At 36.8% G+C, this 19,885-nt stretch carries 11 protein-coding genes and 1 tRNA gene; 9 read left to right on the top strand and 3 right to left on the bottom strand.

Features of this window, described 5'->3' with window-relative positions; genetic code table 11:
- The 8 genes from FB2170_RS02735 (at position 1) to FB2170_RS02700 (ending at position 17,199) form a co-directional block, all read left to right on the top strand.
- Complete coding sequence (locus FB2170_RS02735; RefSeq protein WP_013304975.1) at positions 1-1,347, top strand: alpha-L-fucosidase; 1,347 nt, start codon at positions 1-3, stop codon at positions 1,345-1,347.
- 58 nt (positions 1,348-1,405) lie between these two features.
- Positions 1,406-2,611 (top strand): PNGase F N-terminal domain-containing protein, encoded by a 1,206-nt coding sequence (locus FB2170_RS02730; RefSeq protein ID WP_148232046.1) that lies wholly within the window; start codon positions 1,406-1,408, stop codon positions 2,609-2,611.
- Positions 2,612-2,670: 59 nt separating this feature from the next.
- Positions 2,671-4,896 (top strand): GH92 family glycosyl hydrolase, encoded by a 2,226-nt coding sequence (locus FB2170_RS02725; protein WP_013304973.1) that lies wholly within the window; start codon positions 2,671-2,673, stop codon positions 4,894-4,896.
- Positions 4,897-5,041: 145 nt separating this feature from the next.
- Positions 5,042-6,250 (top strand): glycoside hydrolase family 18 protein, encoded by a 1,209-nt coding sequence (locus tag FB2170_RS02720; RefSeq protein ID WP_013304972.1) that lies wholly within the window; start codon positions 5,042-5,044, stop codon positions 6,248-6,250.
- Positions 6,251-6,267: 17 nt separating this feature from the next.
- Entirely contained in the window at positions 6,268-8,499 is a 2,232-nt protein-coding gene (locus FB2170_RS02715; RefSeq protein WP_013304971.1) for a DUF4838 domain-containing protein, read from the top strand.
- 244 nt (positions 8,500-8,743) lie between these two features.
- Positions 8,744-11,860, top strand: a complete 3,117-nt coding sequence (locus FB2170_RS02710) for a SusC/RagA family TonB-linked outer membrane protein (protein ID WP_013304970.1) — start codon at positions 8,744-8,746, stop codon at positions 11,858-11,860.
- Between the two features lie 11 nt (positions 11,861-11,871).
- On the top strand, positions 11,872-13,785 hold the full coding sequence (locus FB2170_RS02705) for a SusD/RagB family nutrient-binding outer membrane lipoprotein (RefSeq protein ID WP_013304969.1): 1,914 nt from the start codon (positions 11,872-11,874) through the stop codon (positions 13,783-13,785).
- Positions 13,786-13,887: 102 nt separating this feature from the next.
- Positions 13,888-17,199, top strand: coding sequence for a VCBS repeat-containing protein (locus FB2170_RS02700; protein ID WP_013304968.1), 3,312 nt, complete (start codon positions 13,888-13,890; stop codon positions 17,197-17,199).
- A 75-nt stretch (positions 17,200-17,274) separates the two neighbouring features.
- On the opposite strand, the gene FB2170_RS02695 is transcribed toward FB2170_RS02700, so the two are convergent.
- Positions 17,275-17,348 (bottom strand) — tRNA-Arg (locus FB2170_RS02695).
- A 63-nt stretch (positions 17,349-17,411) separates the two neighbouring features.
- Between FB2170_RS02695 and FB2170_RS02690 the strand changes: the two genes are divergently transcribed.
- Complete coding sequence (locus FB2170_RS02690) at positions 17,412-17,924, top strand: adenine phosphoribosyltransferase (protein WP_013304967.1); 513 nt, start codon at positions 17,412-17,414, stop codon at positions 17,922-17,924.
- On the opposite strand, the gene FB2170_RS17130 is transcribed toward FB2170_RS02690, so the two are convergent.
- Together FB2170_RS17130 and FB2170_RS02685 are read right to left on the bottom strand one after the other, a co-directional pair.
- Complete coding sequence (locus tag FB2170_RS17130) at positions 17,921-18,064, bottom strand: SsrA-binding protein (RefSeq protein ID WP_148232137.1); 144 nt, start codon at positions 18,062-18,064, stop codon at positions 17,921-17,923. The genes FB2170_RS02690 and FB2170_RS17130 overlap by 4 nt on opposite strands.
- Positions 18,065-18,141: 77 nt before the next feature.
- Positions 18,142-19,479 (bottom strand): SPFH domain-containing protein, encoded by a 1,338-nt coding sequence (locus FB2170_RS02685; RefSeq protein ID WP_013304965.1) that lies wholly within the window; start codon positions 19,477-19,479, stop codon positions 18,142-18,144.
- Positions 19,480-19,885 lie beyond the last annotated feature (406 nt).

Below are 19,885 nucleotides of genomic sequence, written 5' to 3'. Positions count from 1 at the left end.
ATGGGAAAATATAGTTTGTTGTTTTGTTTTAGCCTTTTCATGTTTGGTGTTGCAATGGCGCAAACGAATGAAAATAATCAGCGACTGGATTGGTTCGAAGATGCAAAATTGGGTGTATTTATCCATTGGGGATATTATGGGGTGAACGGCATTACAGAATCTTGGTCTCTTTATCATAAGCGGATAGCCTATGATGATTATATGGCACAGGGTAAAAAGTTTACAGCCGCCAACTATGACCCAAACAAATGGGCACAATTATTTAAAAAAATAGGAGCTGATTACGTTGTGATGACAACCAAGCATCATGATGGAGTGGCCTTGTGGGATACAAAATTGAGCCATCTGAATGTGTTGGACAAAACTCCCGCAAAACGCGATCTTGTTGCACCTTATGTTGATGCATTGAGGGCAAACGGACTTAAAGTGGGATTATATTATTCTTTGTGCGATTGGTCACATCCTGATTATGATGTTGTTTTTCCCAGACCGAATACAAAGAAGAATTATCCGCAAAAAGGGCAAAAAAAGATGGATGCCTGGGAGCGGTTTGTCTTGTTCAACCAAGGGCAGATGAGGGAGTTGAGTTCTCAATTCAACCCGGATTTGTATTGGTTTGATGGAGATTGGGAAAAGTCTGCGGAACAATGGCGTTCTAAAGCGTTAAAAGATTCATTGTTAAAGTGGAATCCAAACGTAATCGTAAATTCGAGATTGAATCAATATGGGGATTATAAAACCCCAGAACAAGGTGTTCCAGTTGTTAGACCAGAGGGCCCTTGGGAGTTTTGCATGACCATGAACGACAATTGGGGGTATTATCCATCAGACACCAATTATAAGCCCATTTCGCAAATCGTGAGAACATTTGTTGAGGTAATTTCAAAAGGTGGGAATATGCTTCTTAATATTGGTCCAAAACCGGATGGCACCATTGCCGCGGAGCAACTGGAGCGCTTAGAAACTTTGGGTACATGGATAAATAAACATAAGACTGCTGTTAAAGAAACCACAGCTGGACTACCGTATGGTCATTTTTTTGGGCCTACTTTGCTTTCCAAGGATAAAAAGAAAATATACCTCTGCTTGTTCGATGAGCCAAAGAACTTCATTCAATTAAAGGGAATTCAGAATAAAGTAACCGGTATCAAAGTTCTTGGTTCAGATGAGGAATTGACATCGGTTAGAAATGGAGGCGCAGCCTGGAACAACATCCCAGGAATCCTTAGAATATCTCTCCCAAAAAATGAGAACTTGGACAAATACGTAACAATCGTTGAGGTTTCCCTTGAAGATGAATTGGTATTGTACAGAGGCCATGGCAATGCAGTAGAATTGAATAATTAACCAAGAGCACAAAAAATTCCTATCGATTTTTTTATCCTTTAGTTTATTACAAATGAAAATGATTAGACTTTTCAAATTAGTATGGTTACTGACATTTTGTTTATCTGCAGGGGCAATAAGTGGACAAGAACAAGATGGATTTAGGTCAATTTCTGTTTTTGAGAATGTTCCCGTAAATTTTAATGGTGAAACCGGAGATACAATATCCTTAAAACGATTACAAAGTGGTCGCTTGGTTTTGAAGAAAGTAACGCTGCCTGTTTTTGAAAAGGGGACCGATGTTTCTTTAAAATTACAATTAAGGTCCAATGGTGATCCATGGGATAAATCAGGATCTTGTTTTGTAGTGACCGATCCTGAACAAATTGACATCTTGGATGTAGCTTTGGGAAAAGAAATATTCCCTGAAACATCAGGAATCAATGGGGATTATCTAGGTGTTTTACGAACGGATTCATATTTTCCACCAGTGGAACTATTACGTTTTATGACACCATTTGGCGTTGGCCATTTTAGTGATGAACAAAAAAATCCAAGAGTTAAATACAATAGACCCGTCTATGTGCCAAAATGGGAAAAGGAAGTGGTCTGGGAAAAAGACATCTCTGAACTTGAGTCATTGGTCACAGGAACTTTTTACATTGGTGTTTGGATAGATACTTGGACAGCGGAAGGTTATATCATAGATCTTTCTTTAGAATATTCAGGAAGAACAAGACCTAAGTTAAAAGTAGTGCCACTGGTAAATACTATATATTATGTAGCTGGTCAAAAAATACCTGATCTGTTTGCAAAGTCTACCCTGAATCTAGATTTTTCAATTAACGACAGCTATAAAAATGTTGATTTATACGTTACCACAACCGGCCATGGGGGGCATAGTGGTGGGGATGAATTTATTCAACTGCCTAATCGGGTCGTTTTTGATAATAACAAAATATTGGATACTATTCCTTGGCGTGATGATTGCGCATCTTTTAGGAGGTTCAATCCATCTTCGGGAGTTTGGACCAAGAAGGATACGGCTTTTGCTTATAACAAAAACCATGAAAAGGAATATAGGGAAATAGAGGAGCGCTTGGCCTCTTCAGATTTATCCAGATCAAATTGGTGCCCAGGTTCATTGGTAAACCCATATAAAGTAAGTCTTGGGGATTTGGCAAAGGGCAATCACAAACTTGTCGTAAAAATTCCCGCAACTTCAAATGAAGGCGATCAGCTCAACCATTGGTTGGTATCTGCATATTTGACGTATGAGGAGTAAGGATTTAATTTTGGAGCGGAAACTCTGTTTTTAAATGGATTGGCTAAATAAAATACAATATGCGGAATAAATTGATTTTTCTTTTTTGTTTGACAACTTCACTGGTAATGGGTCAATATCAACCCGTTGACTATGTAAATCCGTTTATTGGTACTTCAAATTTTGGCACAACAAACCCAGGGCCAATTGCTGTGCGTGGTATGGCCAATGTATCTCCTTTTAATGTTGCTGGTCCACAGAATTTACCATTAGAGAAAGATAGCCGATGGTTGTCTACCCCTTATGTTCATGAAAATAAATTTTTAACGGGGTTTAGCCATGTGAATTTGAGCGGTGTTGGGTGTCCAGAATTAGGGGTTATTCTAGCAATGCCAATTACTGGGGAGCTAGAGACCGATTATTTGAAATATGGCAGTACCTATTCCAATGAAGAGAGTAAGGTTGGGTATTATTCGACCACACTGGATAAATATGATATAAAAGTTGAAGCGACTGCAACGACTAGGGTAGGGGTCAGTAAGTATTCATTTCCTAAAGGCTATTCAAATATATTGCTCAATTTAGGTTTAGGACTTACCAATGAACAGGGAGCAAGTGTAAAAGTGGTTTCCTCTACCGAAATAGAAGGAGTTCGCTCGGTAGGTTCATTTTGTTATTATAAGCCAGAAGAAGCATACCCAGTTTATTTCGTGGCTCGTTTTTCAGAACCTGCCGCTGAATTTGGGGTATGGAAAAGACCAACAAAATATAAAGGTGAAGAGGCACAATGGATGGGATATAATGGAAAAACCCGAATCATGAAAGGCTATACCAAAGAAGTTGTTGGGGACAGTATTGGGGCTTATATGCATTACAATTTTGATAAACCTACACAAGTTGAAATGAAAGTGGGAGTTTCTTATGTGAGTCTTGAAAACGCACGTGAAAATCTAGAAAAAGAAACTTCTGACAAGTCTTTTGAGGAGTTGTTGCAAGAAGCACAAGATGAATGGAACACCTATCTTTCAAGAATTGAGGTTGAAGGTGGTAGCGAGGATGATAAGACAATTTTTTACACTGCATTATATCATACATTGATACACCCAAGTACGTTGAACGATGTAAACGGAGACTATCCTAAAATGAAGACGCGTGAAACCTTGAAAACCAAAGGAACACGATACACCGTGTTTTCACTATGGGATACATACAGAAATCTGCATCAACTAATGAGTTTGGTATACCCAAAGCAACAATCGAATATGGTGAAGAGTATGTTGCAGATCTATGATGAAAGTGGATGGTTGCCAAAATGGGAATTGAATGCAACCGAGACAACTACAATGGTTGGTGATCCAGCAGGTATCATCATTGCCGATACCTATTTAAAAGGAATTAGGGATTTTGATGTCGAAAAGGCTTATGAGGCAATGGTTAAAAGTGCCGACCAATTGAAGGACAACCCTCTTCGGCCGGGGATTGATGATTATATTACAAAAGGGTATTTAACAACAAAAACTACTAAAAGTGGGTCTGTATCAACAACACAAGAATACAATATAACAGATTATGCCATAGCACAACTTGCTTGGGAAATGGGGTATAAAAAAGATTACAAGCGATTTTCGAAAAGGTCTATTTCATACCGTAATTTATTTGATAAGGAGTTTAATCTGCTAAGGCCCAAAAACGATGATGACAGTTGGTTAACCCCTTATAACCCTGAATCGGGAGCCAATTTTGAGAAGAACCTAGGTTTTATTGAGGGGAATGCTTGGCAATATACCTTTATGGTCACTCATGATGTGAAGGGACTTATACGATTAATGGGCGGACAAAAGAATTTTGCACAACGATTGCAAGATGTTTTTGATAAGAACCAATTTGATATGGCAAACGAGCCCGATATTGCCTATCCATACTTATTCAATTATGTAAAAGGGGAAGAGTATCGAACACAGAAAATGGTTCGCGATCTATTAAAAAAACACTTCAAAAACAGTCCTGATGGCATTCCTGGCAACGACGATACAGGTACGATGTCTTCGTGGGCCGTATTATCAATGATGGGGATTTATCCCGTTAATCCATCTGAAGCATCTTATGCGATTACGAAACCTAAATTCGATAAAATCACAATGCATCTAGATGACGAATACTACAATGGAAAAACCTTGGAAATCAAAACGAAAAGGGAATCTAACAAAGAAGCTATAAGAAATATCATGATTGATGGTAAAGCTCATAAAGGGTATTTTATTGAGCATCAAAAATTGGTAAAGGCATCAGTAATTACCATTGATTAAAAGTTGATGTTTGTTCTTTAAATGAGTTTCCATTTTGGTAAACAACTTGAAGTTTGTTGTTTATACTTTCGCAAGTGCCCTCGGTCTAATAGATATAGATAATCCTCATTAAAATGAGTAAGTTTTATATTTAAAACCCGTTCTCATGAAAATCGTCAAAATTCTAGGATTCCTTTTTTTGGGAATCGCACTCGTTTCATTCACTTTTAATCTTGACTTTGATAAAACCGTTGAGGAAAGTACTACCGTGGTAATGGCTTACTATGTGCCTGAAAAAGAGTATGCACCTGAAAAACTTCCCTTGGGGCAATTGACTCATATTATTTTTTCATTTACCAATGTTATTGATGGTGAAATGAAATTTCGGCATGAAGAAAATGGTGGGAAATTAAAGCAGTTGGTTGCGCAACGTAAAAGTCATCCAGATTTAAAAGTAATGATAGCCTGTGGAGGTTGGGGTGCAGATGGTTTCTCTGATATGGCGCACACAGCAGAAAATAGAAAAAAGTTTGTTGAAAGTGTTGTTGCATTTAATGCCAAGTATGAACTCGACGGTTTGGATATGGATTGGGAATATCCTGCCATTCCTGCTGCAGGTACTGGAGCACGACCAGAAGACAAAGAGAATTTCACGCTGTTGATGAAAGAACTGCGAGAAGGGTTGAATACCTTAAAAAGGGTACAGACCTTGACTTTTGCATCAGCTGGTTGGGAACGGTATTATAAGAATGTCGAAATCAATGAGGTGATGAAACATGTTGATTATATGAATGTGATGACCTATGATCAGATTGGTTCAACATCTCCGTTTACAGGCCATCATACAGCACTAGGATTAATTAAACTGGAACATATTCAAGGTACTCCTGCTTGGGATTTTTTGGAAAGTAGAAAGGAAGAAATGAAAAAACGAGGCTATACTTTTAAACCACGGTCTGTAAAGAGTATAGTTGATTTTTGCATAGGACAAGGTGTTGATCCCAAACAGATTGTTATAGGGTCAGCGTTTTATGGCAGAGCATGGAAAGGTGTTCCGCCTAAAGACAACGGGTTGTATCAAGAAAATTCAGGTTCCCATATTGGATGGAGTGGCTATAGCCAAATTCGAAAGGAGTTTGAAGTCAATAAGAATTATAAAAGATACTGGGATCCCGTTGCGGAAGCACCTTATTTGTATAGTGCAAAAGACAGTATTTTCATTAGTTATGACGATACCGTTTCGGTTCGTTTGAAAACAGAATATGCTCTAAAAAAGAAATTAGGAGGTATAATGTTTTGGCAATTGGGAAACGATACCAAAGAAGTGAACAGTCTTTTAAAATCTATGTACGATGCCTCTGTGAAAGGTCTATAAATATCTAAACTACCATCATGAAAATTAATTTAATAATCGCTTTTGTTGCTGTTGTAATCTTAAATACTTCTTGTTCTGATTCCTCGATAAACCTTGTTGAAAATGGTGTGTCGGACTATGAAATTGTTTTTAAGGGCGATGCTACGAAGGAAGTTTATAAATCTGCTGAGGTATTACAAGCTTATCTAGAAAAAATTAGTGGTGCTCGGCTAGATATTGTTGATGAGAGTTCTCAAACTGTTAAAAACAAAATATACATCGGCAATATCAATGATGAGGAATTAGGGGTTCATCAATTAAAAATCACCACCTCAGATGAAAATCTGATTATTTCTGGAGGCTCAGATAAGGCAATCAATAATGCAGTTTATGTTTTTTTGGAAAATTATTTAGGGTGCAAATGGTACTCACCTACAGTTGAAAAAATTCCAGAGTCTAATTCTGTTTCAATACCGTTAACTATCAATTATTCATTTACTCCAGAAATCACAACCAGAACGGTTCATTCAAGGTTGTTTTATGAAAACCATGATTATGCCGATAAGCAGAAAGTTACGTATGAAGCATTTCCCAAATACGTTCCCAAAGCTCGGGTACATACATTCCACCGATTTGTTCCAGAAGAAAAATTCTATAAATCCAATCCTGAGTTTTATGCCTGGCGAGGCGAAAAACGTTTGCCAACCCAATTGTGTTTAACCAATGAAACTGTATTGAGCATTGTAAAGGATTCTGTTAAGGCGATGTTTGAAAGAAACCCTGAAGCTTCGGTCATATCTGTGAGTCAAGATGATAACCAACAATACTGTTTATGTGATTCCTGTAGTGCCATAGACAAAGCGGAAGGAAGTCCTGCGGGCACCATGATCCATTTCGTGAACAAGGTAGCTGAGGCATTTCCAGATAAAATCATTTCAACCTTGGCCTATCAGCATACAAGGAAGCCGTGTAAAACGCAACCTGCTGAAAATGTGTTGATAACACTTTGTTCTATTGAATGTGACCGTAGTGGTCCCATAGAGGATAAATGCGCTGATTTTTCTGAAGACTTAAAAGGTTGGGGGAAATTAACCGATAATATTCGCATTTGGGACTATACCACCCAATTCACGAATTTTTTAGCGCCCTTTCCAAACATCCACACACTTAAACCCAATATTGAATTATTTAAGAACAATGGCGCCCAGTGGATTTTTGAACAGCATAGTAATAATCCCAGTGAATTGTTTGAATTACGTTCTTATATCACTGCAAAACTCTTGTGGGATCCTACATTAGAATTGAATGGGTTAGTGACTGAGTTTACGAACGGTTATTACGAAGAGGCAGGTGATTTTATAAAACAATATGTTGATTTAGTGCACACAAAAATAAAAGCTGATCCAGAGTTTTTCCTCTTTTTATATGGTGATCCATCACAAGCATTTGATTCATTTTTATCAGCCGAATTACTATCAGAATACTCTATTTTGTTTGATAAGGCGGAAAAGGCTATAAATGATAGTCCGGAAGTTTTAAAAAGAGTGAAAAGAGCGCGATTAGGTATTGACTATGCAGTGCTTGAAGCTTCTAGAAAAGGGATTTCCGAGCAGTTTAAACTTATTGTTAATGAAGGCGGGAATATGAAAATCAATCCTTTGGTTGAAAAATTGCTCAATGATTTCAAAAAGACCACAGACGAGGGTGAAATACTATTGATGAACGAAATGGGATTCACGGTTGCCGAATATTTGAGTTCTTATCAAAAAGCTTTGGATGTTGCCATCCAGCCCAATATTGCTTTGGGCAAAAAAGTGCAATTATTGACAACGCCAAAGAAATACGCCGATGAAGATCCACAGGTATTGACTGATGGAGCCTTGGGTGGTAATGGGTTTTATGCCAATTGGTTAGGTTTTGAAGGCAATGATTTGGAAGCCGTAGTTGATTTAGGAACTAGTCAAGAGATAGCCTATATCTCGGTGGCTTTTTTACAAGTAACGAACCATGTTGTTTTCTACCCGACCAAAGTAACCTATTATGGCTCTGCGGATAATAAAAACTTCGAGGTTTTGGGAACGTTGGAAAATAAAAATCCGCTCTCCAAAAAAAGTAAGGTAAACGATATTCAGTATTTTGATCTAAAAGAGATAAATAAGAATATTCGATATTTGAAAATAAGAGCGAATAATATGGGGCAGCCACCATATTGGCATCATGCGGCAGGAACGCCAGCTTGGATATTTGCCGATGAGATTCTAGTTAATTAGTAGGGGGAAATAGTATGTTTTTTGGAGTTTAAGTCCTCAATTATTTTAGTATTTCAACAAGGGTCTATTTGCGATGGTCAAGCGTTAGTATTCAAACGTTTTCGCATTACTGTTCTTTAGCTTTTAACTAGGGTTATTGGTCGAATTTTTTTTTAAATCCATTATCATTTCGCAAAATTCGTATCTTAGGATAATTTTAACATTCTAGAGATTCAAACAATTAACTAATCAAAACAAAACTAACATGAATCAAAAATTTAAGTATTTATTGTTGTTTGTTGCTTTGCTCTTTATTCAGGGAGCAGTAGCTCAGACTATTTCCGGTACGATAACGGACGGGGATTCTGGAATGCCAATTCCAGGTGCAAACGTTATTGAAAAAGGAACAACTAACGGTGTGGCTACTGATTTTGATGGTAATTACACCATCGAAGTTTCTGACTCGGCTGCTACCTTAGTGTTTTCTACTTTAGGATTTACATCCCAAGAAATTTCCATTTCAGGTAGAACCACTATTAATGTAGTGTTAATGGTAGATGCTGAAATGCTTGATGAGGTAGTGGTAACAGCTTTGGGTATTAAAAGAGAACGTAAATCTTTGGGATATGCCGTTCAAGAAATCAAGGGTGCTTCTATTGTAGATGCTAGAGAGCCAAACATGGTTAACGCATTATCTGGAAAAATAACAGGATTACAGGTTATTAAAGGAAGTAATGGTCCTGCTGGATCATCTAAAATTGTATTAAGAGGGTATAGTTCATTAACTGGTGACAACCAACCATTGATTGTAGTTGATGGTACTCCCTTGGATAACTTTACAGGTTCAAGTAGTGAAGGTTTCTGGAGTCCTTCTGCTGATTTAGGTAATGGACTAGCGGATGTGAACCCAGACGATATTGAATCTTTATCAGTTTTAAAAGGAGCTTCTGCGGCTGCATTGTACGGTTCGCGAGCGGGTAATGGTGTTATATTGATTACGACTAAAACTGGTAAATCCAATCAAGGATTGGGTATTTCATACTCAGCAACAACTGGTTTTCAAACTATATTTACAAAACCGGAATTGCAGAGCAGTTTTGGGCAAGGTTCTTTAGGTGCTTATGGTGAATATGATAGTACTAGTTGGGGACCAAGAATTTCTGGACAAACAGAAACAGGTCCTGAGCAAGGGTCAGTTGTTTTTGATAAGGCTTATGATAATGTAGGGAACTACTATAAAAATGGGCTTAGTCAAAACCATAGTATTTCAATCCAAAATCAAACGGATTCAGGTTCTTATTATACCTCTGCAAATTATTTGGATGATGAGGGTATTTCTCCTTCGGCCACTTTAGAACGTTTAAACATGACGGCGAGAGGTGTATCCAAATTTGGAAAGGATAAAAAATGGACTGTTGATACAAAAGTACAGTACAATAAGACTACGGCCAATAATAGGCCAAGAACTGGTTTTGGGTCCCTAAGCCAATATCAAACCATCATAAATTTTCCACGATCACGTGATATTACACAATATTCTGATGGCGTGGACGAATTTGGTAATCAAGTATGGTATGATCCCAACTCCTCACAAATTAATCCTTATTGGGCGAACGAAAGACGTTTAAGCTGGGATTCCAGAGATAGGTTTATTTTAACAGGATCATTAAAGCATGAATTTAACGATTGGTTGAATGCAGAAGTTAGAGGTGGTGTAGATATGTATACCACGAATACTGAATCAAAAGTATTTGCAGGAACTTCAAGTAATTCCACTTATGGCTTAGGTAAAAGTACTTTTAATGAGCAAAATTACAGTGCTTTGCTAGTAGCTGCTAAGGACAATATTTTTGGAAAATTAGGAGGGTCTGTTACTTTAGGTGGTAACTTAATGAATACTGAGAATAGTAGAATAAGTAGTAATTCTGGTACCCTACTGGTTCCTAATTTATTTAGCTTAAATAATGGGGTTAATCCAGCAAGTGTTTCTCAAGGATTTAGCGAAAAGAAAATAAATTCATTATACGGTCTTTTCCAAATAAACTATGATGGCTATTTCTTTATAGATGTTACAGGTCGTAACGATTGGACTTCTACATTAAGCGAGGAGAATAGATCGTTTTTCTACTCATCTGCAAGTGCCTCACTTGTAATTTCTGATATGATTACCAATAATGGCGGTGAATTGCCAAGTTGGTTTACTTTCGGTAAGCTAAGAGGTTCTTATGCCGAGGTAGGTAATGATTTAAGTCCTTACCAGTTGTACAATTCATTTTCAATAGGTAATGACTCACAAGGTAACACCACGGCTTCAACAAATAATACTTTGCTTAACCCAGATGTTGTAAATGAGTTGATCAAATCTGTTGAGTTTGGTTTAGATGCGCGTTTTTTTAACAATCGTGTAGGATTGGATATTGCTTGGTATAAATCCAATGCAACGAATCAATTGATAGATCTTCCTTTAGATCCTTTTAGTGGGTTCAATTCTAAAAAGATAAATGCAGGTGATATTCAAAATAAGGGTGTTGAGGCAACTTTAAAGACCAAAATTTTGGATAATGATGATGGTTTGTCTTGGCATATGGATGTTAATTACTCGAAAAACGAAAATACCATAGAAGAATTGGCCGACGATGTTACTGAATATACCTTAGGAGGTTTTGATAACTTTAGAATTAGAGCAGATGTTGGTGGCGATTATGGGGTCATCGTAGGGACCAAGTTCCTAAGAGTTGAAGATGAAGCCAGTCCTTTCTTTGGAAGAATATTGGTTGATGGTGAAGGCTTACCGTTAGCTACAGCAGACAGACATGTTTTAGGTTCTCAGGTACCTGATGCATTATTGGGCGTTACAAATATGTTTACTTATAGGAACTTTGCTTTCAGTTTCCTATTTAGTGCGAGCATAGGAGGAGAAATTTTCTCTGGTACCAATCATGCCTTGCAGAGATCTGGTTTGGCCGCTGTTACTACAGTTAATGGAGATAGAGGGGACATTGTTGTTGATGGTGTTGTAGATGATGGCGCTGGTAATTTAAGTGAAAATACCGTTGGTGCCACACCACAAAACTATTGGGCAGCTATTACAGGTCGTTCAGGGAATTTAGGTATTAATGAGGCCAATGTATATGATGCAACACATTATAGACTAAGAAATGTTAATTTAACCTATACCTTTGATAATAAATTTTTAGATAGAACACCTTTTAAAGGGTTATCTGTTGGTGTATCGGCCAACAATGTATGGATGATTTCAAATAATCTAAATGGTGTGGATCCCGAGGCTGTAAATGGTACTCGATCTAATGCCAATGGTTTTGAGAACTTAGCACCACCAACAACCAGAACGGTGTTTTTTAATGTAGCGGCTAAATTTTAAAAAAAAAAGATATGAAAAATGTATTAAGTAAAAAACTGGCACTATTCAGTGCTTTGCTATTGATTTTTTCTTGTAGCGATTTTGAGGAAATCAATGAGAACCCCTTGGCTGCAACCGCAGAGCAAGTAGAAGTAGAATTTTTTATTAACAATTCTATTCAAGCAGCACAACAAAACCCACATATAGCTGAACGTATTTTTCGTCTATATTGGATGGATGCAGGGAGGTCAGCACGTGTAGGTACCCTATCGGAAGGTTTTACAAACGATGGATGGACCAATGACTATTTTCAAAGTTATGTATCCAGATGGTTGCGTGATATTACTACCGGTGTTTCTGTAGCAGAGGAGAAAATTGCCACTGGAAATGTCAAGGAATATACCGAGAATTTACTGCATGTTGCACGAATTTGGAGAGTCTATATTTTGAGTGAAATGACTGATAACTTTGGGCCAATACCTATTGATGGCTTCCAAGGTGAAAACCCTGAATACAATAGTGTTGAGGAAGTATATACTTTTATGTTGGCAGAATTGGCAGATGCTGTTAGCCAAATAGATGAATCAAATACATTCAAGCCTGATGGTAATCTTGATCCTGCTTTTGGATATGATTATGCTAAATGGAAAAAGTATGGTAATTCTATGCGTATGCGTTTGGCTATGCGTTTATCTGAAGTTGCACCTGGTGTTGCCCAACAGCATTTTGAAGCTGCAGCGAATAGTGGAGAGATTATTGCTGTACCGGGCGATGACATGAGTGTTTATGAAGAAGGCGGATGGAATAACTATACCAATGTAATGTCTAGACAATGGAATAGTAATTATATAAGTGCTACTTACAAAAATATAACTGTAGGCTTGGGTAGTGTTACGTCTTTGGATCAGTTACCGGTTGAAGATCAAATTAATATAAAACCTGCCGGTTACCTAGGTATGAAATTTGATGATCACTTTACACAACTTACGAATGACCCAGCTAAAGGTTTCTTTTTTGATGGACTACCAAATACAATTGATCCTAGAGCGTATAAGACGTTCCCAATTCCTGGAAATCAGGATGATCCCCAGTTTAGTAATTTCCCAACTTGGAGTAGTAATCATACGTTGACGGAAAGAGATTTATTGGATGATGCTGGCGAGGTTCAACTTACTTTGGATTGTGCTTTTACCTATAATGCTTTTGCAGCTGGTGAATGGGGAGATTTTGGAACGAAGAACCAATTAATAGCCTCAGGGTCTTACCCACGTTTAGGACTTAATTTCAGAGGAGCTGGAGAAACCAAAAGGCGAATATTTTTCCCTTCTTGGGAGACACATTTCTTAATAGCGGAAGCTGCTGTTAGGGGTTGGAATGTTCCAATGAGTGGCCAGGCAGCCTACGAGCAAGGTATTGCAGATAGTTTTGCATATTTTGGGGTTTCTGATCACTTAGGAACGTATATTGCTTCTCAGGATTATAATAATGCTGGAACATCAGTAAGTTGGAGTCATACGACCGAACCTCCTGCAAGTGTAACTATGGATTATGTTGATGGATATACGGGTACGCCAGGTACTTATGAATTTACATATCCTGAAAACACAATTTACGAAGGTGGTACTGTTAAAAATGATCTTTTGACTAAGATTATTACTCAAAAGTATATAGCACAAACACCATGGTTAGGTTTGGAAGCATGGAGTGATCATAGAAGGTTAGGTTTGCCATTCTTTGAAAACCCTGCTATTGAAAACCCAATTCCGGAATTGCCAATACTAAATAGTGGTAATGTGTTGACTAATCAAATAGGCTTCTTTGGACAACGTTTAAAATACCCTTCGTCTTTTGAAAATAATGTTCCAGCTGGTCACGCGCAAGCTCTAGGGCTATTAGGAGGTGCAGATAATGTGCATACACCATTGTGGTGGGCACAACAAAATTAGATTCTTAATGTTATTTCATTATTTATATAATTAGTTTAAAAAGGGAGAACTGTTCATGTTCTCCCTTTTTTTTTACCATAAATTTGATTTTTTATAGAAATTATGTTGAAACAAATACCTCAATTCTTCTCTCTTTGTATTTTATTGGTTGGCTGTAATAATTCTAACTATAAAGTACTTAATCACCTTGATGAAAAGGACTCGATAAACGACACCCAATTCTCCTTAATACCTGTGAGTCAATCTTCCATTGATTTCAACAATAAGATTGAAGAAACCGAAGCACTGAATTTTTTGAATTTTTCCAATATTTATAATGGAGGCGGTGTAGCGACGGCCGATTTTAACAATGATGGCTTGGTGGATGTGTTTTTTGTGGCCAATCAACTATCCAATAAACTGTATTTGAACAAAGGCGAGTTTAAATTTGAAGATGTTACTACTGGATCTGGATTGGAAGATGTAGAAGGATGGTCTACAGGCGTTTCTGTTATTGATATTAATAATGATGGCTGGCTTGATATTTACGTGTGTAAATCGGGTGAAATAGAGAATAGTGCCCTCAGGGAGAACAAACTATTCGTTAACCAAAAGAACAATACATTTAAAGAAGAGGCTGAAAAGTGGAAAGTCAACGATCCTGGTTTTAGTACTCAAGCATATTTTTTTGATTTTGATAAAGATGGTGATCTGGATATGTATTTGGTTAACCACCGAATCGATTTTGAAAACACTTCACGACTTAATATGCAAATAGAAAGAGCTTTCAATAGATTGAACTCTGATATACTTTATAGAAATGATGGTGATTTCTTTACTGAAATAACCCATGAAGCAGGAATGGTTAATAAGGCATGGGGCTTAAGCGCATCAATTGGTGATTTTAATAACGATAATTGGCCAGATGTATATGTATGTAATGATTTTCTAACTCCAGATATGCTTTACATCAACAATAAAAACGGAACGTTTTCCAATCAAATTTTGGATAGAATAAACCATATCTCTTATAGTAGTATGGGATCAGACTTTGCCGACATCAATAATGATTTATTGCCAGATTTAATGGTGCTGGAAATGGCTAATGATGACCATAAGCAGAGTAAACAGAATATGGCAACCATGAGTACTGGTAATTTTAAGGCTTTGGTAGAGAAGAAGTATCATTATCAATATATGGTAAATACACTACAGTTGAATAAAGGTAATGGTCAATTTAGTGAAATTGGACAGTTGAGTGGGCTGGCCAAAACTAATTGGAGCTGGGCGCCACTCATTACCGATTTTGATAATGATGGTTTTAAAGATGTTTTTGTTACCAATGGGATTTTAAAAGAAATGGGGAATCAAGATTTTAGGATAGAACTCTCAAAAAGATTTGCACAAAAAAACAAACCGGATTTTAATGAAGTCAGTAGTATGATGCCCTCTTTTAAAATCAATAATTATAGCTTCAAAAATAATGGCGATTATACCTTTACAAATACATCAAAAAAATGGGGTTTTGATGTAAAAACGCAATCCAATGGAGTGGCTTATGCAGATTTTAATAACGACGGTAATTTGGATTTAGTTATAAATAATATTAATAGTACGGCCCAGGTATATAAAAACAATGAGTCCAATAACTTTATTCAAATCAGGTTAGAGGGAGACATAAAAAACACACTGGCCATCGGTTCCAAGGTAACAATTAACGTAAAAGGTAAAAAACAATATCAGGAACTATACTTGAGTAGAGGGTTTTTGTCATCAGTCCAAAACGTGATGAATTTTGGTGTAGGAGATGCTTCTATGATTGATGAGATTCTAGTAGAATGGCCTAACCAAATGGTGACCAAAATTGAGAACATTGAGGTAAATCAAGTAATTAAAGTAGAACAAAAAAATGCAATAGCTTCAATTGAAAAAGACAAGTCAGAAGAGAAAACACTATTAACTGAGATGAATTCAGAAAAAAGAGGAATATCGTTTAAGCATGCTGAAAAAGATATAGATGATTTTAAAAAGCAAGTACTTTTACCTCATAGCCAATCACATAATGGTCCGTTTATAGATAAGGCGGATGTTAACAATGATGGTTTGGAAGATTTTTTTGTTGGAGGAGCTGCCGGACAAAGTGCTGAGTTGTATGTTCAAACTAATGACGGAAACTTTAAGAAACAAATTTCTTCAACCTGGGAAAACGATAGAGCTCATGAAGATTTAGGAGTTTTATTTTTTGATGCAGATGGCGATGAAGATCAAGATTTATATGTAGTTAGTGGTAGTAGTGAATTTTCTGAAGGCGACAGTTTATTTCAAGATAGATTATATGTCAATAATGGTGAAGGTGAATTTGCAAAGAGTGTAAACAGCTTGCCATTAATCAATTCAAGCGGACAAACTGTAAAGGCATCGGATATGGATAATGATGGGGATATGGATTTATTTGTGGGGGGTAGAATTATCCCTGATAAATATCCCTACGCGCCAAAATCTTATATTCTCATTAATGAAGGTGGGAGGTTTATTGATAAAACAAAGACGATTGCTCCGGAAATTGCAAACATAGGAATGGTCACAGATGCTATTTTCTCAGATTTTGACCATGATTCAGATGAGGATTTGATACTTGTTGGTGAATGGATGCCAATAACAATATTGGAGAACAATGAAGGTATATTCCAAAGTAAAACCATTGAATCACTTAAGAATACTACTGGAATTTGGTTTAGTGTAGCGTCCCATGATATTGATAACGATGGGGACATAGATTATTTTGCAGGTAATTTAGGATTAAATGCAAAGTATAGAGCTAATAAGAAAAAGGAGCTCCATATTTTTTGTGATGATTTTGATGGCACCGGAACCTACGATATTGTGCTATCAAAGAATTACAAAGGAAGTTTGGTACCAGCAAGAGGAAGAGAATGTTCATCGCAACAAATGCCATTTGTTTTAGATAAATTTCCAAATTTTAAAATGTTTGCAGAGGCGGATCTCTATGATATTTATGGTGAAGACAAACTGAGTAATGCCCTTCATTACCAGGCAGACCTTTTAGAAAGCATTTATCTTGAGAATTTAGGTAACGGGGAATTTAAACTAAGAATACTACCGAATACCGTTCAAATTGCTCCAATAATGGATTTTAAATTTATTGATTTGGATAATGATGAATTAGATGAAATAATTATTGTGGGTAACCATTATGATTCGGAGGTTGAAACGGTACGCTACGATGCTTCTTATGGCTCAATATTGTCGTACCAGAAAGATGAATTTGTTTATAGACAATTTACAGAAACAGGATTTTTTAATAATGGCAATGCAAAAGACATGGGTACTGTCAAGACTAAAAATGAAGATTTGATCATTGTTACAAATAACAATGCTGGTTTGCGAACTTTTTCGTTGGATGCTTCGCTTTAAAGAAAGTTACTTTGAAAAAAAAGCGAGCTTCTTTTTGAAACTCGCTTGCATTTCCACTTTTTTGTGGTTTATTCGTGACCTCGACAGGATTCAAACCTGTAACCTTCTGAGCCGTAATCAGATGCGCTATTCAGTTGCGCCACGAGGCCATTTATAGGGCTGCAAATATATTTCTTTTTAACTTTACCACAAAATAACCAGAACCTATTTAAATGAATTTAAAATCCTTTGTTCGCGATATACCTGATTTTCCATCAAAAGGAGTGATTTTTCGTGATATAACCCCACTTTTGAAAGACCCAAAGGCCATAGAATATGCAAAAAAAGCATTGTTGGAACTTTTAGGAAATGTTAAAATTGATAAAGTTGTCGGAATGGAAAGCAGGGGGTTCTTTTTTGCACCTATGCTTGCTACAGAGTTAAATGCTGGGTTTGTACCTGTTCGGAAACCTGGGAAATTGCCTTATGACACAATAAGACAGGATTACAGCTTAGAATATGGCACCGACGCCCTAGAGATGCATTCTGACGCCATTTTGAGAGGTGACAAGGTTTTGGTTCATGATGACGTTTTGGCTACGGGAGGTACAGCCAAAGCCACTTGCGAACTAATTGAAAAAATGGGTGGGGAGATTGTTCAATGCAATTTTTTATTGGAACTTGATTTTCTTAATGGAAGAGGTAAATTACCGGATTACGATGTGAAGTCTTTATTACTCTATTAACCCAACGCTTTTGTAGTCACAAAGTAGCGCCACCCGATAATCGCCAATTGCATTTTGGAAGCCTTAGAAAGGTCTAGCCTTTTTTTGGAGTAAGATGGTAGTATTGCCTTATTGATTTTTGCCAGTATTTTATACACGATTATCCAATTTTGGTTATTTGCCAAATGTATAAAAAAAACCCTGACAGTTTAGTCAGGGTTAGATAATGATTTGAAGTTTACTTGTTGGTATTTGAATCCATCATCTTTTTGGCTAAATCTGCGCCAATCAATGATTGCAAAAGATTGCTCTCAGAACTTTTTGCATTTCCACCTTCAATGAATATTTCTGGTAGATTCAGACTTTTTAGCTCGCGAGCAACTCCTACAGAAGTTTTAAACGCCCATTCAGCTCTTTCTTGTGGTGTAAGTCCGGCATGCACCAATTTAGCATTTTGATAAGCTTCTGCGTCGGCTGCAACCTTTTTACTTTGTGCTTTGTATTTTTCCACTTCGAATTGCTTCTTCTCTTTTACAAGATTAAACTCAGCAACTTTAGCTTCTGTTTCGGCAGCTATGGTTTTTTGAATTTGCTCTTTTTCCAATCGAGCACGTTCGGTGGCCTTATCCGCTTCACCACGAGCCTTTTCCTTTTGAGCACGATAGAATTCACGCTCTGCCTGTTGTTTTTCCAATTGGGTTTGTGCAACCTCTTCTTTTTGTAATTGAAGACGATTGTCAAAGGTTTCTTCCCAATCTATTTCAGTAACAACAGCCTGGATAACTGTAAGCCCATAGGCCTTTAATGAGTTGCCTTTTTCACGAACTGGCTCTCCATTTTTTATTTGAATGCGAAAACGTTTGTGTTTTGATTCTTTGTTCACTACCGTACGTACCGTGCTACTGTCTCCGATAATTTCCTGTGTTTCGTTTTCCGCATATTCTTCAAGAACGTACATTCCATTTTCCAATTGATCTTTGAAGTACCTGTCAAAATCCGAAGCTTGACCTGAAATGTAATCCTGGGCATCCATCAATTTACAGGTATTTTTAATTGACTGGTCTATGTTGGGTATGATTCTGGAGCGAATCATATTTTGCTCAGTTTTATTACGATCGGCAACTGACAAAAATTGCGATTGGTCGTCAGTGTTTATACTAATTACTACAGATGTGGCTATTCTGGCCTTTACCGCATCGCTAAAAGCCCAGTACTTTGCGCGATCAACATTCGCATATTCACTTTGTTCACCTAGTTCGCCATCTGCGGTTGGGATTACGTATTTGATGGGGAGCTCAAATTGAATTGGGATTAAGCGTCCCCACATTTTAGTATGAATTCCCTGTCTAAAGACAGCTTTTTGACCGCCCCATGGATATTGTACCGCATAAGCGGTTCCGGGCTCCGCATAAAAGAAAGCACCAGTTACAATACTAAGGACCAGCCCTACAAGTATTAATTGTAAACTTCGTTTTTGATTGAACCAATTAAGTATGTTACTATTTTTAAATATTGGTTTGGCCAGTAGACTGACCAAACCAACTAGTACGATGAGTATTCCTATATATGTTATCATAGTTTTAGGTTTTAGAGGTTAGACAATAAAATGAATATTAATATTGAAACAATATATTTGATTATGGTTATCATATGTAAGGTTTTGACAATTAACAATTAATATTTATAATCGATTATCCAAATAAGATATATAAATAAAACATTTACTTCCAAGAAAAAAGAATGAATTCGATACAACTGAATACACTATTGTAAGTGTAATAATCAGAAATGTTATAATATTTTAACATGACTCTACTATATGGTTATAAAATGAAATTGTAAATACAATATATTGTTATTAATGTTAACAATTGTAGGGGTGTTTTTGAGGTTTTTTCGCGAAGCAAGGGGCTTTTCATTGTCTAAAAGCGTATTTTTTGATTTCTCATTTAATGGAACTAAAAAAGCCGACTCATTTTTGA

It is taken from the genome of Maribacter sp. HTCC2170 (genome assembly GCF_000153165.2).
Lineage (GTDB): Bacteria > Bacteroidota > Bacteroidia > Flavobacteriales > Flavobacteriaceae > Maribacter_A.
This window is presented reverse-complemented; position numbering and strand designations above follow the sequence as displayed.